Source organism: Sphingomonas sp. S2M10 (assembly GCF_012650175.1).
GTDB lineage: Bacteria > Pseudomonadota > Alphaproteobacteria > Sphingomonadales > Sphingomonadaceae > Sphingomonas.
Genome location: NZ_JAAILI010000051.1, coordinates 1 through 14,327, shown reverse-complemented (window position 1 = coordinate 14,327; position 14,327 = coordinate 1). Strand labels below are relative to the sequence as shown.

The window sequence follows — 14,327 nt, the reverse complement described above, 5'->3', positions numbered from 1 at the left end:
AGCGCGACAGCGGCGGGCTACAGGCGCTGCTATCGGCCGTGCTTGCGGCCCTCTGAAGATTTGAAAGGAATAATGCGGATGCGTCTTGCGATGATCGGCCTCGGCCGCATGGGTGCCGGAATCGGGCGCCGGCTGATGGAGCATGGCCATGAAATCGTGGCGTTCGACCGCAGCACCGAAGCGGTGGAAGCGATGGCCAAGGACGGCGCCACCCCCGCCGGTTCGCTTGAGGATGTCGTAGCCAAGATGGCGGCGCCGCGCATCTTCTGGGTGATGCTGCCGGCGGGCGAGCCGACCGAAAGCACCGTCGAGGCGCTGATGGCCGCCGCCGAGCCCGGCGACATCATCATCGACGGCGGCAACAGCTTCTACAAGGACGATATTCGCCGCGCCAAGGCCGCGGCCGAGCGGCAGCTCCATTATGTCGATGTCGGCACCTCGGGCGGCGTATGGGGTCTGCAGCGCGGCTTCTGCATGATGATCGGTGGCGAGAAGGAAGCGGTCGACCTGCTCGATCCGATCTTCGACGCGCTCGCACCCGGCATCGGCACCATCCCGCGGACGCCCGAGCGGGTCGACCGGACCGATTGCGACGCGCGCGCGGAAAAAGGCTATATCCATTGCGGCCCGGCCGGCGCGGGCCATTTCGTGAAGATGGTGCACAACGGCATCGAATACGGGCTGATGCAGGCCTATGCCGAAGGGTTCGACGTGCTGAAGAGCAAGGCGTCGGTGCGGCTCCCGGAAGACGAGCGGTTCGACCTGCACCTGACCGACATCGCCGAGGTGTGGCGGCGCGGCTCGGTGATTTCGTCCTGGCTCCTGGATCTCTCGGCCTCCGCGCTCGCCAAGGACCATGCCCTCGACGCCTTCAGCGGCAAGGTCGCCGATTCGGGCGAGGGCCGCTGGACGATCGACGCGGCGATGGAAGAGGCCGTGCCGGTCTATGTCCTTTCCGCGGCGCTGTTCGCGCGCTATCGCAGCCGCACCGAGAACACCTTCGGCGACAAGCTGCTCTCCGCGATGCGGTTCGGCTTTGGCGGGCATGTCGAGATGCCGCAGTGAACGACGCGCCGCCAGCACCCGCCGCGACGCTCGTCCTCTTTGGAGCGATGGGCGATCTTGCCAGCCGCCTGCTGATGCCGGCGCTGGTCCATCTGGAGCGCGACGGGCTGCTGGACGGCGACACGCAATTGCTGGGCATCAGTCACGGCGAAGGGAATGACGATGCGCTGCGCGAGAAGCTCGGCGCCTTTGTCGAAGGCGACGAAGATGCGTGGGGCCGCTGGCAATCGCGCATCCGCTACCTTCGCGGCGACTTCGCCGACGATGCCCTGTACGCCGCGCTCAAGGAACGGCTGCGGGGCAATGCCGTGTTCTACCTTGCCACCGCACCGAGCTTTTTCGGCACGATCGGCGAGAAGCTAGGCACCGCCGGGCTGCTCGACGAGGCCGAGGGGTTTCGCCGGCTGGTGGTGGAAAAGCCGTTCGGCACCGATCTCGCCTCGGCGCAGGCGCTCAACGCGCAGCTGCTCGGCCATGCGGACGAAGCGCAGATCTACCGGATCGACCATTTTCTCGGCAAGGAAACGGTGCAGAACATCACCGTCGCGCGCTTCGGCAACGCGCTGACGGAAGCGGTATGGAACAACCGCTATGTCGACCATGTCGAGATCACCGCCGCCGAGACGGTGGCCGTCGGCAGCCGCGGCAAATTCTATGACGAGACCGGGGCGCTGCGCGACATGGTGCCCAACCATCTGTTTCAGCTGCTCGCGCTCGTCGCGATGGAGCCGCCCAACAGCTTCGATGCCGAGGCGGTGCGCAGCGAAAAGGCCAAGGTGATCGCCGCGGTGACACCGATCCCGCCCGAGGATGCGGTGCGCGGCCGTTATCTCGCCGGGGAGGCGGGCGGCAAGCCGGTACCGACCTATCGCGACGAACCCGACGTGGCCACGGACAGTCGCACCGAAACCTATGTCGCGATGAAGGTCGCGGTAGAGACGTGGCGCTGGCACGGCGTCCCCTTCTATCTGCGCACCGGCAAGGCGATGGCGGCACGCGACACCGAGATCGTCATCCATTTTCGCGAGGTGCCGCCGACGCTGTTCCGCAACACGCCCAACACCGAACTGCCGCCCAACCGGCTCATCCTCCAGATCCAGCCCGGCGAGGCATTAACGCTCGAAATGGCAGTGAAGCAGCCGGGGCCGCTGGTGCAGATGGTGCCGGCCAGCCTCACCTTCGCCTATGCCGACGCCTTCGATCTCGGGCACCGAACCGGCTATGAGACCCTGCTCTACGATGTGCTGATCGGCGACCCGAGCCTGTTCCAGCGCGCCGACCAGATCGAGGGTGGCTGGCGCGCCGTGCAGCCGCTGCTGGATGCCTGGCGCAGCGGCGAACCCGACGACTATCCCGCGGGCAGCACCGGCCCCTCCTCCGCCGACGCGCTGCTCGCACGCGACGGCCGACACTGGCACGAGGTCACATGAACCTTCGGCTCTTCCTTTCCGACGTAGACGGCACCTTGGTGCGTCCCGACAAGACGCTGGGCGAACCGGTGATCGCCGCGGTGCAGCGGCTGGTCGATGCGGGGGTGCCGGTCGCAATCATCAGCGCGCGACCGCCAAGCGGCCTGCTCTGGATCGCCGAGCGACTGGGCCTTGCCACCCCGATCGGCGCGTTCAACGGCGGCACGATCGTGCGGCCGGACGGCACGGTGCTGTCGGCAACCCATCTCGACGCATCCGTCGCCGCGCGCACGCTGGAGGCGGTTGCCCGTCCGGACGTGATCCGCTGGGTTTTCGCCAAGGGCCAGTGGCATGTCGATCGGCTCGACGACCAGTACACGCCGCGCGAGCGCGTGACCTCGGCGCAGGACCCGGTGCTGTGCGGCGACTTCGGCGCGCTGCTCGACGCAGTCGACAAGATCGTCGCGGTGTCGTCCGATCACGCCATGCTCGCCGCGCTGGAGGCCGAGGTGGCGGCGGCGCTCGGTGACGAGGCCGAGGTCGCCCGCTCGCAGCCCTATTATCTCGACGTCACCGCGCCAAGCGCCAACAAGGGCGACGGCATCGCCGCGCTCGCTGCGGCGCTCGGGGTGTCGCTGGCCGAGGTGGCGGTGATCGGCGATCAGTTCAACGACCTGCCGATGTTCCGGCGGGCGGGGCTGTCGATCGCGATGGGCCAGGGGCCCGAGGCGGTGCGCAAGGCGGCAATGCACGTGACCGGCACGAACGAAGCCGATGGCGTCGCCCAGGCGATCGAGACGATCCTGCTGCCGATGCTCAACGCCTAGCCGGGATCTTGTTCGAGGATCGCCAGCGTCGCCGGATCGCGCGTGCCGCCGAACCAGCGGTCGAGCGCGGCGGCAAATAATGGCCCGCCGCCGGCGGCTTCGAACAGGGTCAGCGACGAGCGCAGCTTGATCGCGTCGATGTCCCCGAACACCGCCTCGGCGGTGCCGCTCGGCAGGTCCTGCAGCGCCGACACGCCGTCACGCAGCCGGGACCCGAGCAGCGGGTGCGCAAGATAGGCGCGCGCCTCGGCGAGCGAGGCGATGGCATAGCGCTGCGCCATCGCGCTGCGACCGAGCCCGGCGATCTGCGGAAAGATGTACCACATCCAGTGGCTGCGTTTGGCGCCCCGCCGGATCTCGGCGAGGGCGGTGTCGTAGCTGCCCTCCTGGGCGGTAACGAATCGTTCGAGATCATGGACATCGGGCATCAGTGCGCCATGCTTAGCGGGTTTCGCCGCGCAACGCCCCCAGATATGCGACGAACATGTCCGCCATTGCGTCGGACCAGGCGACGATCGTGGCCTCGGTTTGCGGCGTGGCGGAAAAGCTGGCACCCACCTGCCCCAGCGTCATCTTGATCAGATCGCCGGCACGGTGGCGGACCTCCTCCGGCGCATCGGGCAGCGCCTCCTCGACGAACTCGCGATACACCCGACCTGCCTCTTCCTTCAGCGCCGCCGACTCCGGTGCATCGCGATAGAGCGGCGCAGCGTCCGCAAGCGCCAGGCGGATCGCCGCTTCCTCGCATTCGGAGCGGACAAAGGCGTGCACCAGCCGACGCAGGCGCACCATCGGCGGCAGGTCGCGCTGCTCCAGGATGCCGCTCAGCAGCGCGGTAGTCCGCCGCCATTCGTCGACCTGAAGCCGGAACAGGATCGCGGCCTTGTTGGGGAAATATTGATACAGCGAGCCGACGCTCACCCCCGCCCGCTCGGCGACTCGCGCGGTGGTGAAACGCCGCGCGCCCTCCGCCATCAAAACCTGAACAGCAGCCTCCAGCACCGCCTCTACCAGCTCGTTCGAGCGGTGCTGCTGCGGGCGCTTGCGCGCGCGAATCTGCGGGCTTCGGGAGGCCGCCATGGAAAACCTGCCAATGCGAATAGTCGAAGCTGACGAATTAGTCGTATTTTGCGCCTGCCGGCAAGTTCCGCCGGCACCGGAGTACATCCCATGACCACCACGCTTTCCAGCGCCCCAGTGGCGCCCCTGCTCGCGCGCCTGTTTGCCGAGTCCGATGCCAACCCGCCGGCGGCCGCGCCCGCCTTTGCCGGCATCACGGCCGAGGAACAGCACCGGCTGATGCGCAGCAAGACCGACTATACCGCGCTCTACAGCCGCCTCGGCGATTTCGCGCTGCCCGTTTCCCCGGCGGTGGGCACGCTGCTGTACATGCTGGCTCGTGCAACCGGCGCACGGCAGATCGTCGAGTTCGGCACCTCCTTCGGCATCTCGACGGTGCATCTCACGGCGGCGCTGCGCGACAATGGCGGCGGCCGGCTGATCGCCACCGAGTTCGAGCCGACGAAGATCGCCCGCGCCAAGGCGACGCTGGCCGAAGCCGGTCTGGCGGACCTGGTCGATTTTCGTGAGGGCGATGCACTGGAGACGCTGGCCCTCGATCTCCCCGACAGGATCGATCTCGTCCTGCTCGACGGCGCCAAGGCACTTTATGCCGACATTTTGGCCTTGCTGGAGCCGCGGCTGCGTCCGGGCGCCATCCTGATCGCCGACAATGTCGATTACTGCCCCGACTATCTGGAGCGGGTCGGCAGCGTCGAGAACGGTTATATGTCGATGCCGTTCAACGACGAGGTGGAGCTGTCGATTCGCCTCGGCTGAGCGACGCCCTTGCAGCGAAGTCGGTTTCCTGTCGTTATCGCCGGATGCTGGTATTTTTGGACTTCGAGGCCTCGTCGCTGGGCAAGCGCAGCTACCCGATCGAAGTGGCCTGGGTGTTCGAGGACGGGCGGTGCGAGGAGCATCTGATCCGCCCCGCCCCCGACTGGCAGGACTGGGATCCCGCCGCCGAGGCCATCCATCACATCCCGCGCGCGACGCTGCTGGAGCGGGGCGCCCCGCACAGCGAGGTGGCGCTACGGATGCTCGACGCGCTGACCGGGCACGACCTGCTGGCGAGCGCGCCCTCCTGGGACGGCAAATGGTTGAGCACGCTGCTGCGCGCCGCCGGGTTGCCGCGCCACAGCCTGCGGCTACGCGACAGCGAGGCGGCGCAGCGCGAAGCAGCGCACGCCGCGCTCGCCGGCCGGATTCCGTCCGCGCTGCTTGCGGCGACCGTGGAGGACCTTCTGGTCCACGCCGCAATGGCAGATCGGGCACAGCCGGCCCACCGCGCGCTCGCCGATGCGCGGGAAGAGCGCGATCGCTGGCTTGCCGTACGCGATGCGGCGCGCGCACGCGCCGAGCGCGCGTCATGACCCACCCCGGCGTCGGCCGCGCGGCGCATCCCGTCACGCCCGACGGACGCTATTTCATCGTGCGCGGACGCCTATGGCGCATGGCCGATCCCGCGCTCCCCGAGGACCGCCGCGCGACTCTGGTGGCGGCGCTGATGTCGGCACGGCGGGCCGTCGGCGTCGCCCGGCGATCCGGCGACCCGGCCGCCGAAGCCTCCGCCCGCGCCGATGTCGATCGCACCAAGCACGCGCTTGGCGAGCGCGGGCCTGTCTGGTGGCGCGACGGGGCGCCGGACTATAACCGCCACCTGGTCCACAACACGCCCTACGCCGAGTGGTTCGCCGGACGCGGCTGACCCTCCCCCTAGCCGCACCCGCATCCATGATTGCTGGAGGCGACTGCCCGCCGCATCTGGTAGAAATCCGCGAACATCGTGGAAGGAGGAGCTATGCGGATCATCCTGCTCGCCGGCGCCGTGCTGGCGGCAACGGTATCGGCCTGGGCAGCGCCGCCCCAGCAAGTCCAGACCGCGCCCTTTCTGCACGGACGTCTGGAGGGGCCGTTCGAGCTCCGTTCGCGCGTCTATCGCGGTACGGTACGGCGCTACTGGGTCTATGTGCCGGCGGGCTATGACCCGGCCCGCCCGCCCAATTTGCTGCTGTTCCAGGACGGCCAGCGCGCGACGAACCCGGCCGGTTCGCTCAAGGTACCGCAGGTACTAGACACGCTGATCGCCGAGGGGACGATCCCCGTCACGCTCGGCATCTTCGTGACTCCCGGCAATCGCTCGGCCCGCTATCCGGACACGCTGGGCATGCAGAACCCGAACCATCGCGAGGAGGAATATGATTCGCTGTCCGACGCCTATTCGCGGATGACGCTGGACGAGCTGCTCCCGGCAGTGGCGCGGCGCTGGCGCTTCGCGGCAGATCCCAGGCGTCGCGCGGCAGGCGGCACGTCGAGCGGCGCGATCGCGTCGTGGACGCTGGCGTGGCGGCACCCGGAGGCGTTCGGCAACGTCCTCAGCTTCATCGGCAGCTACACGTCGATCGGGTTGCGGCTCGCGCCAGACGGTCGCCCGCTGGCCTATGGCGGCGACCTCTATCCGGGACTGATCCGCAAGAGCCCGATCCGGCCGCTGCGCGTGTTCCTGCAGGATGGGCGCGAGGACCTCGACAACGCGCATGGCAACTGGTTTCTGGCCAACCAGCAGATGCTGAAGAGCCTGGAATGGGCCAATGCGCAGGCCGATGCCGAGCGACGCGGCGGCCCCCGCTACGACGTGCGCCATGCCTGGACCGACGGCGGCCATTCGGATGCCGAGGGCGGCGTACTCTTGCCCGAAGTGCTGCGCTGGATCTGGCGCGACCAGCCGCAGGCGGCCGGAACTGCGACACGCGCCCCGGCTTGATCGCCGCCGCCTGTGTTTCCATCGCGGCGCCGCACATCAGAACAGGCCGTCGTCGTCCTCGTCGGGAGTGTCGGGCCCTGCCGCTGTCCCGCCCCCCGCTTCGTCGTCGTCATTCTCCTCCAGGAGCGCGAACGGCAGGTGCACGGTCCGCTCTTCCGCCATGGTGTAGCTTCGCGCGAACTGGTCGAGCAGCGGCAGCAGCAGCGCCGTCGTCTCGGCATCGGGCGCATCGCAGCGCATGCCGAGCAGCAAGAGCTGGTCGGCCGCCGTCCGCAGCATGTCACCGAACTCGGCCTCGCAATCGATCGTGCGGCTGGTCCGGTCGAGGATTCGCGTCACCTCGTCGGCATGTGCATCGAGCTGCGCCATTCCGTCGCGCATGCGCTCCGCGCCGGCATGAATGCAGGCAAGCGACGCCGCAAGCGCCGCGCCTGGATCGACACCCGGCTCGGCATCCGGGTCCCGCAGCGCCGCCACCGCCCCGACCAGCGTCTCCACGGAGTCGCGAATCGCCCGCGAAATGCGCGCCAGCGTAGTGGCAAAGGTGCGGATCTCGGCGGCGACCATGGCCAGCGCCTTGCCCTCATCACCCAGCCGGTGGCAGCGCAGATCCGTGTTCCACGCCATCAGGTGCACGTCCTCGTTGACGCGGTGAACGATGCGGAGCCGCGCCGCCAGCCGCTCGGCGCTGTCCGACGTCGCGGCGGCCAGGCCCTGCGCGCGGGCATCGGCGTCGCGCAGCTTGGTCGTCACCGCGCCGACTTCGACCACGCTCTGCTCCAGCGCGGCCAGGAAGGCGGCCTTGTCGCCCCCCGGCCGCGCCTGATCGCCCTGCGCCTTGATCTCGAGCAACGCTGCCGTGCTGGGGGCGATGCCCGCCAGGCTCTCGGCGAGCAGCTGCGCCTCGCGATGAAAGCCGGCGATCGTATCCGCCGCCTGTGCAGCGAGCAGCGCGATCGCATGGCCACTGGCCTGCAGTACCGCGGTGGGATCAGACGCATCGCCGTGCTGGCGAAGATCGATGACGGCGCGCAGCCCGGCGGCGATATGCTCCAGCCGCTGTCGGGTGATGTCGCCGATCTGCATCGCGCCGATCGCACGCCCCACCTTTGCCCGGATGTCGCGGGCGATGCCGGCAATGCGCGCCGCCCGGGCGGCGTCTTCCTCCTGGCGGAACTGCAGGGCCGCGGCATCGGCGGCGAGCTTGCGCGGCACCTGCGGGATCACCCGCCTGCATTCCTGCGCCAGCTGGTGGTCCACGGCAATCAGCGCGGGGATGCTCGCGATCAGTCGCTCGACCTCCGTACCGATCCCGGCGATCTCGCGCTCTCCCACATCGAGCCGCGCGGACATGGTGTCCGCAAATGTCGCGAAACCGTTGCGGCCGCCAGCCGCGACGCGGATGTTGAGCCCGCAGATGCGCAGGAAGTCGAGCGTGCGCATCACCTGGGCGATGTGATGCCGCAGCGGCTGGGCGCCGGCAGCAATCCGTTCCAGTCCTTCGCGGCGCGTCGCCTGCACCGCGGGCAAGCGCTCCAGCCGATCGGCCGTCGCACGCATGTTGGCGATCGCCGCACCCGCCGCATCCGCGCCGAGCGCATTGGTGACGCCTTCCAGCTCGGTCACCAGCCTTTCGACGATGCCATAGGCCTGGGCGAGCGCTTCGCCCGCCGTCACGAAACGCGCGTCAAGTCCGGCCGCCACGCCTGCGATTGCCGCCTCGATCGCGGGAAGCGAGAGTTCGGAGCGGGGGTCGGGTTCAGGCGAGTCCGCGGCGTACACGCTGGGATCCTTGGTGCGCGGTCATCGGGTCGCCGCCGCAAGCAGCTCGCTTGCGATATGAGCCAGCGCGATGACGCGTTCGGCGGCGTCGCGCGCGATCGCCTCCTTGGGCATGCCGAACACGACCGAGCTCGCTTCGTCCTGCGCGAAGGTGCGCGCGCCGGCCTGGCGCATTTCCAACAGGCCCCGGGCGCCATCGTCGCCCATCCCGGTCATGATGATGCCGACCGCGTTGGATCCCGCCGCGCGCGCCGCCGAGCGGAACAGCACGTCCACCGAGGGTCGGTGGCGCGACACCAGCGGCCCATCGCGGACCGAGACATAATAGCGCGCGCCCTGCCGCTCGAGCATGGTGTGCCTGCCGCCGGGGGCGATCAGCACTTGGCCGCGCAGCACCGGATCGCCATCGACCGCTTCCTTGACGTCGACCTCGCACAGCCCGTTGAGCCGCTGCGCGAAGGCACGGGTGAAATGCTCCGGCATGTGCTGGACGATGACGATGCCGGGGCTGTTCGCCGGCAGCGCCTCCAGCACCTCGCGCAGCGCCTCGGTGCCGCCGGTGGAGGCGCCCATGCACACCACCATCTCGGTGGTACGGCTCATCGGCCTGTTGTCGGGCGGCGGCAGCATCGCGTCGGCAGTGAGCTTCTTGGCCGGCGCGTCCAGCTTGGGTAGCGGCTTGCCGGGTCGGCCGCGCACCCGGGCCCGGGCCGCCGCCTTCACCACATCGCGGATCTGGAGGTGATGCTCGGCGAGATGATCGGTCACGCCCACCCGGGGCTTCAGGATCACGTCGACCGCGCCCGCCTCCATCGCCTGGAGCAGCGTGTCGGAGCCGTTCTCGGTCAGCGACGAGCACATCACCACCGGCACCGGGCACTGCACCATCAGCTTGCGCAGGAAGGTGATGCCGTCCATCCGCGGCATCTCCACGTCCAGCGTGATGACATCCGGCACCTGTTCCTGGATGCGCTTGGCCGCGCTGAACGGATCGGCGGCGGTGCCGATCACCTCGATCGCCGGATCTTCCCCCAGGATCGTCGCCATGGTCTGGCGGACGCTGGCCGAATCATCGACGATGAGGACGCGGATCTTGCCGTTCATGATGCACTCCGCTGGAACACGGTGTTTCCCACCGGCGTGAGCGGCAGGTCCATGCCATGCACCGATTCCGAATGGCCGAGGAACAGGTAGCCGCCCGGCGCCAGGCAATCGAGCAACCGCGCTACGACGCGTCGCTGCGTGGGCTTGTCGAAATAGATCAGCACGTTGCGGCAGAAGATCAGGTGCATGGGCTCGCCGATCGGATAGATTTCGTCCATCAGGTTCAGCCGCGCGAAGCCGATCGCGCTGCGCAGCCGCGGCACGATTCGTACCTCGTCACGCTCGGGATCCTTGGACAGCAACACATAGGCGCGGTGCAGGGCCGGCGGCACCGGGCGCAGCAGATCGGCCGGGTAGATGCCCGCCCGCGCCGTCGCCAGCACCTCGGTATCGATATCGGTGGCAAGGATGCCGAAATCGGGCCCGCCATGCTGCCGCGCATACTCATCGAGCACCATCGCCAGCGTATAGGGCTCCGGCCCCGTCGAGCAGGCCGCGCTCCAGGTTCGAAGGACATGGACCCGTTGCGCCGTCAGCGCAGGCAGCGCGGTCTTGACGAGGAAGTCGAAATGCGCGGGTTCGCGGAAGAAGTCGGTCTTGTTGGTGGTGACGGCGTTGATCAGCAGCGTCGTCTCCGCCCGGGTATGGTTGCCGGCGAACAGCTGTTCGCAATAGGCATCCAGCGTCTCGACTCCGATCGCGTGCAGCCGCCGCCGCAGCCTGCCTTCGACCATCGTCTTCTTGGCATCGGGCAGCTTGATGCCGGCCGTCTCGTACACGAACTGGGCTAGACGCGTGAAGTTGCGCGCGCTCAGTGTATCGGCGCGCGGCGCCGGGGACGGCGCGCGCGCGACGTTGGTCACGCGACGCTCCCGGGCGAGGCAGGGTGAAGGTGACACGTCAGGCGGCCGCGGCGGTCGGGCGATCGAGCAGCCCTGCTTCCTCGGCCGAGAAGATCCTGCACATCTCCACCAGCACGACGAAGCCGTCATCGCGCCGGAATACGCCGCCGATATAGTCGGACGGCCACCGGACGCCGATATCGGGGGCACCCTCCAGCTGGTCCACCGCAACGCTGCATACTTCCAGCACGCGATCGACCACCAGGCCCAGCATCAGCACGCGATCGCCGACCGGCACGTCCACTACCAGGATACGCGTGCTGGACGTGGATGCGGCCGCCGCCAGACCGAGCCGGAGGCGGAAATCGATCGTGGTGACGCCCTGGCCGCGCATGTCGGTAAGGCCGAGCAGATAGTCGGGGCCGTTGGGAATGCGGAAGGTCTCGCGATAGTCGAGGATTTCGCGGACGAGCGAAACCGGCACCGCGAACACCTCCGCCCCCAGCCCGAAGGTAACGATCTGGAGCTCGGCGGCGTCGCTCATGCTGCCTGCACTCCGAAATCGGCATCGTCGGCATCCGGGCCGCCGTTGCTGAGGTCGAGCGCGAAGCCATGCGCCCGCGCCTGCTGCTCGGCCACGGTCGCGCCGCCGCGGATGGCCGGTCGCGTCACCTTCGCCGCCGCTCTGCCGCGCCCGGTATCCGCACCACGTCCGCGCACCGGCTTGGGCGCCTCGCGCTGGCTGCCCTGCATCAGCTGGAAATAGGCGATGCTGGCCTGCAGTTCGTCGGCCTGGCCGGCAAGCTCCTCCGACGTCGACGAGATCTCCTCCGAGGCACCGGCATTCTGCTGGGTCACCTGGTCGAGCTGCTGGATGGCCTTGTTGATCTGGACGGCACCGATATCCTGCTCGCGGCAGGCGGCGCTGATTTCCGAGATGAGCTCGGCGGTGCGGCGGATGTCCGGCACCAGCTTGCGGAGCATCTCGCCGGCTTCGACCGCGGCCTTGACGGTTTCGCTCGATACCGAGCTGATCTCCGTTGCCGCACCCTGGCTGCGCTCGGCAAGCTTGCGGACTTCGGAGGCGACCACCGCGAAGCCGCGGCCATGCTCGCCCGCACGTGCCGCCTCGACGGCGGCGTTGAGCGCGAGCAGATCGGTCTGACGGGCGATTTCCTGGACGATGCCGATCTTCTCGGCGATCGTGCGCATCGCGCCCACCGCGCGCTCCACCGCTTCGCCGCTGCTCTCGGCGGCGAGCGCCGACTGGCGCGCCATCTTCTCGGTCTGCACGGCGTTCTCGGTATTCTGGCGGATGTTCGCCGCCATCTGCTCCATCGACGCGGAGACTTCCTCGGTCGCGGCGGCCTGCTCGGTCGCGCCTTGCGAGAGCTGCTCGGAGCTGGCCGAGAGCTCCTGGCTACCCGCGGCGACCTGCTCGGCAGAGTTGCGGGTATCGGCGATGATGACACGCAGCCGATCGATCATGCGGACCAGCGCGGTGCCCAGCATGTCGCTGTCGCACAGCGGCTTGTGCGTGATCGTCAGGTTGCCGTCGGCGATCTTGTTGGCCAGCTCGGCGGTCACGCGGAGATTGTCGATCAGAAGGTTGATCGCATCGCGCATGCGGCGATGATCCCCCTCGCAGGCCATGTCGAACTTTTCGCGCAGATCCCCGGAGCTGACGAGACCGAGCACGCGATTGCCTTCCGACACCGGGATCACGATCGCATCCAGCATGCCATTGATGCCCGAAATCAGCGCGGCAAAGTCGCCGACGAAGCGCTTCGTGTCGCCGCGCTCGTTGAGCTGGCCAGCGGTCGAGACGCGGATCAGGCGCTGCACCTCCTCGGTGATGTCGCGGAGATTCTTGCGCAGGGTCTCCACCGTATCGTTGATGAACGCTTTCTTGCCGGGGAACTGCTCGAGCGGCGCGTCGAAATTGCCCTGACCAAATTCCTTGATGCAGGCCATCGCCTTCTTCTTCACGCCGATATGGGAGGCCACCATCTCGTTCACGCCCTTCGCCATGACGGCGAAGTCGCCGGGGAACTTGTCGACGGCGAGGAACACGTCGATGTCGCCCTTCTCATGTTCCGAATACATCTGCCGCATCTCGGCGAGGACGCCCTTCAGATTGGCACGCAGCGTTTCGATGGTGTCGTTGATGAACGCCTTCTTGCCGGGCAGCCGATCCAGCTTCGCGTCGAAATTGCCCTCGCCGAACGCCTCGATGCACGCCATCGCCTTTTTCTTCACGCCGATGTGGCTGGCCACGAGATCGTTGACCCGATTGGCGATGTCGGCGAAAGAACCGTTGAAGTCGCGGGCGGGCAACACGGCGTCGATATCGCCCTTGTCATGCTCCTCGGCCATCCTGGCGATCTGCCGGTCCAGTGCCGCTACCGGCCGCGTGGACTTGTCGAGCAGGTTGTTGATTGCGAGGAGAAGGTCGCGTGTCTGCCCCTTGGCGAAGGAAAGATCGGCACGCTCGAAAATGTCGCCGTGCGTCATGGCATTATCAAGACGCGACAGCTCGGCCATCACGGTTGCGTGGGAAACATTGCTGAAGATATTGATCGTCATATGAAATCCTCTAGTCACGGCGGCACGAAATAAGGACGAAGGGTCGCGTGTCCTCAGCCTGTTTCGGTGCGCATGTTGAGAGATGGTTGACGTGCGATCCGCCTAGGGATCGTGGTGCTTGCCGGAAATGTGCAGCGCCTGCACTGGACATGCCGCGTCATGCTGCGATCCCCGCAACGCGCTCGCCGAGCTGGTCGGCGAAGATGGCGTGGAGGTCCGGGAGGACGACGATGCCGTGTTCGCGGCGCACCAGGGTGCGGACGAACTGGCGGCGCCAGCGCATGCCGACGGCGGGGGGCTCTTCGGCGGCGGCCTGGTCAAGCGTGGCGACCTCATGGACCTTGTCGGTGCGGATGCCGATCTGGAGCGGCTCGCCGGCGAGCGGGATCTCGATCACGACGATGCGGCTGTCGAGCGTCGTCGCCTCGGCGGGCTCCATCGCAAAGGCCTGGCGCAGATCGGCGATCGGGATGATCTTGCCGCGGAAATTGACCACGCTGCGCACCAGCGGCGCGGCACCGGGCACGCGCGTCTCGGGCAGGAGGTCGAGGATCTCGCGGACCAGCACTGCCTCGAGCGCGAAGGTCTCCTCGCCGAGATCGAAGGTGAGGACTTCGAGCCGGCCTGCGTCATCCCAGGGGACGGCGGCTTGGGGTAAGGTGTCGTGCATGGGCTCAACCGGCGGCACGCAGCCGCTCCTCCTGCTGCTGGCCGGCCAGCACGAGCTGGACGACGTCGAGGATCAGCGCGACGCCGCCGTCGCCGAGGATGGTAGCACCCGCAAAGGCGGCGACATCCTGGTGCAAGGGCGACATCGACTTGATCACGGTCTGGTGGCTGCCGATGATCTGGTCGACGACCAGCCCGACGCGCTCGGCGCCGGTGG

Annotated in this window: 16 protein-coding genes; 7 read left to right on the top strand and 9 right to left on the bottom strand. The window is 68.1% G+C overall.

The window, feature by feature from the left end; genetic code table 11:
- Positions 1 to 78: 78 nt before the first annotated feature.
- The 3 genes from gnd to S2M10_RS12395 are packed head-to-tail and all read left to right on the top strand — an operon-like array spanning position 79 to position 3,301.
- On the top strand, positions 79 to 1,065 hold the full coding sequence (gene gnd / locus S2M10_RS12405; protein ID WP_168846354.1) for a phosphogluconate dehydrogenase (NAD(+)-dependent, decarboxylating): 987 nt from the start codon (positions 79 to 81) through the stop codon (positions 1,063 to 1,065).
- Entirely contained in the window at positions 1,062 to 2,495 is a 1,434-nt protein-coding gene (gene zwf, locus S2M10_RS12400; RefSeq protein WP_168846353.1) for a glucose-6-phosphate dehydrogenase, read from the top strand. Before gnd ends, zwf begins: the two co-directional genes overlap by 4 nt.
- Positions 2,492 to 3,301: a Cof-type HAD-IIB family hydrolase gene (locus S2M10_RS12395; RefSeq protein ID WP_168846352.1), complete on the top strand. Its 810-nt coding sequence runs from the start codon at positions 2,492 to 2,494 to the stop codon at positions 3,299 to 3,301. The genes zwf and S2M10_RS12395 overlap by 4 nt, the downstream gene beginning before the upstream one ends.
- On the opposite strand, the gene S2M10_RS12390 is transcribed toward S2M10_RS12395, so the two are convergent.
- Together S2M10_RS12390 and S2M10_RS12385 are read right to left on the bottom strand one after the other, a co-directional pair.
- Positions 3,298 to 3,729, bottom strand: a complete 432-nt coding sequence (locus S2M10_RS12390) for a DUF1810 domain-containing protein (RefSeq protein WP_168846351.1) — start codon at positions 3,727 to 3,729, stop codon at positions 3,298 to 3,300. The genes S2M10_RS12395 and S2M10_RS12390 overlap by 4 nt on opposite strands.
- A 13-nt stretch (positions 3,730 to 3,742) precedes the next feature.
- A complete protein-coding gene (locus S2M10_RS12385) occupies positions 3,743 to 4,381 on the bottom strand; it encodes a TetR family transcriptional regulator (protein ID WP_168846350.1) in 639 nt (212 codons plus the stop codon).
- Between the two features lie 90 nt (positions 4,382 to 4,471).
- On the opposite strand from S2M10_RS12385, the gene S2M10_RS12380 reads away from it, so the two are divergent.
- The 4 genes from S2M10_RS12380 (at position 4,472) to S2M10_RS12365 (ending at position 7,127) form a co-directional block, all read left to right on the top strand.
- The gene (locus S2M10_RS12380) at positions 4,472 to 5,140 is read left to right on the top strand and encodes a class I SAM-dependent methyltransferase (protein WP_168846349.1); all 669 of its coding nucleotides are present in this window, start codon (positions 4,472 to 4,474) and stop codon (positions 5,138 to 5,140) included.
- A gap of 44 nt (positions 5,141 to 5,184) precedes the next feature.
- Positions 5,185 to 5,736 carry a transcriptional regulator gene (locus tag S2M10_RS12375; RefSeq protein WP_168846348.1) on the top strand — a complete coding sequence of 184 codons (552 nt, stop codon included), beginning with the start codon at positions 5,185 to 5,187 and terminating at the stop codon, positions 5,734 to 5,736.
- A complete protein-coding gene (locus tag S2M10_RS12370) occupies positions 5,733 to 6,071 on the top strand; it encodes a hypothetical protein (RefSeq protein ID WP_168846347.1) in 339 nt (112 codons plus the stop codon). The genes S2M10_RS12375 and S2M10_RS12370 overlap by 4 nt, the downstream gene beginning before the upstream one ends.
- 93 nt (positions 6,072 to 6,164) lie before the next feature.
- On the top strand, positions 6,165 to 7,127 hold the full coding sequence (locus tag S2M10_RS12365) for an alpha/beta hydrolase-fold protein (protein ID WP_168846346.1): 963 nt from the start codon (positions 6,165 to 6,167) through the stop codon (positions 7,125 to 7,127).
- Between the two features lie 36 nt (positions 7,128 to 7,163).
- Here S2M10_RS12365 and S2M10_RS12360 read toward each other — a convergent pair whose 3' ends face one another.
- From S2M10_RS12360 to S2M10_RS12330, 7 genes are all read right to left on the bottom strand, one after another.
- Positions 7,164 to 8,909, bottom strand: coding sequence for a hypothetical protein (locus S2M10_RS12360; protein ID WP_211091027.1), 1,746 nt, complete (start codon positions 8,907 to 8,909; stop codon positions 7,164 to 7,166).
- A gap of 21 nt (positions 8,910 to 8,930) precedes the next feature.
- Positions 8,931 to 10,013: a chemotaxis response regulator protein-glutamate methylesterase gene (locus S2M10_RS12355; protein ID WP_168846345.1), complete on the bottom strand. Its 1,083-nt coding sequence runs from the start codon at positions 10,011 to 10,013 to the stop codon at positions 8,931 to 8,933.
- Complete coding sequence (locus S2M10_RS12350; protein ID WP_348770592.1) at positions 10,010 to 10,876, bottom strand: protein-glutamate O-methyltransferase; 867 nt, start codon at positions 10,874 to 10,876, stop codon at positions 10,010 to 10,012. Before S2M10_RS12350 ends, S2M10_RS12355 begins: the two co-directional genes overlap by 4 nt.
- Before the next feature lie 37 nt (positions 10,877 to 10,913).
- Positions 10,914 to 11,399, bottom strand: a complete 486-nt coding sequence (locus tag S2M10_RS12345) for a chemotaxis protein CheW (RefSeq protein WP_168846343.1) — start codon at positions 11,397 to 11,399, stop codon at positions 10,914 to 10,916.
- On the bottom strand, positions 11,396 to 13,441 hold the full coding sequence (locus S2M10_RS12340; protein ID WP_247650783.1) for a methyl-accepting chemotaxis protein: 2,046 nt from the start codon (positions 13,439 to 13,441) through the stop codon (positions 11,396 to 11,398). Before S2M10_RS12340 ends, S2M10_RS12345 begins: the two co-directional genes overlap by 4 nt.
- Before the next feature lie 157 nt (positions 13,442 to 13,598).
- Positions 13,599 to 14,111, bottom strand: a complete 513-nt coding sequence (locus S2M10_RS12335; RefSeq protein ID WP_168846342.1) for a chemotaxis protein CheW — start codon at positions 14,109 to 14,111, stop codon at positions 13,599 to 13,601.
- Between the two features lie 4 nt (positions 14,112 to 14,115).
- A partial coding sequence (locus S2M10_RS12330) for a chemotaxis protein CheW (protein ID WP_211091026.1) occupies positions 14,116 to 14,327 on the bottom strand: 212 nt, incomplete at its 5' end.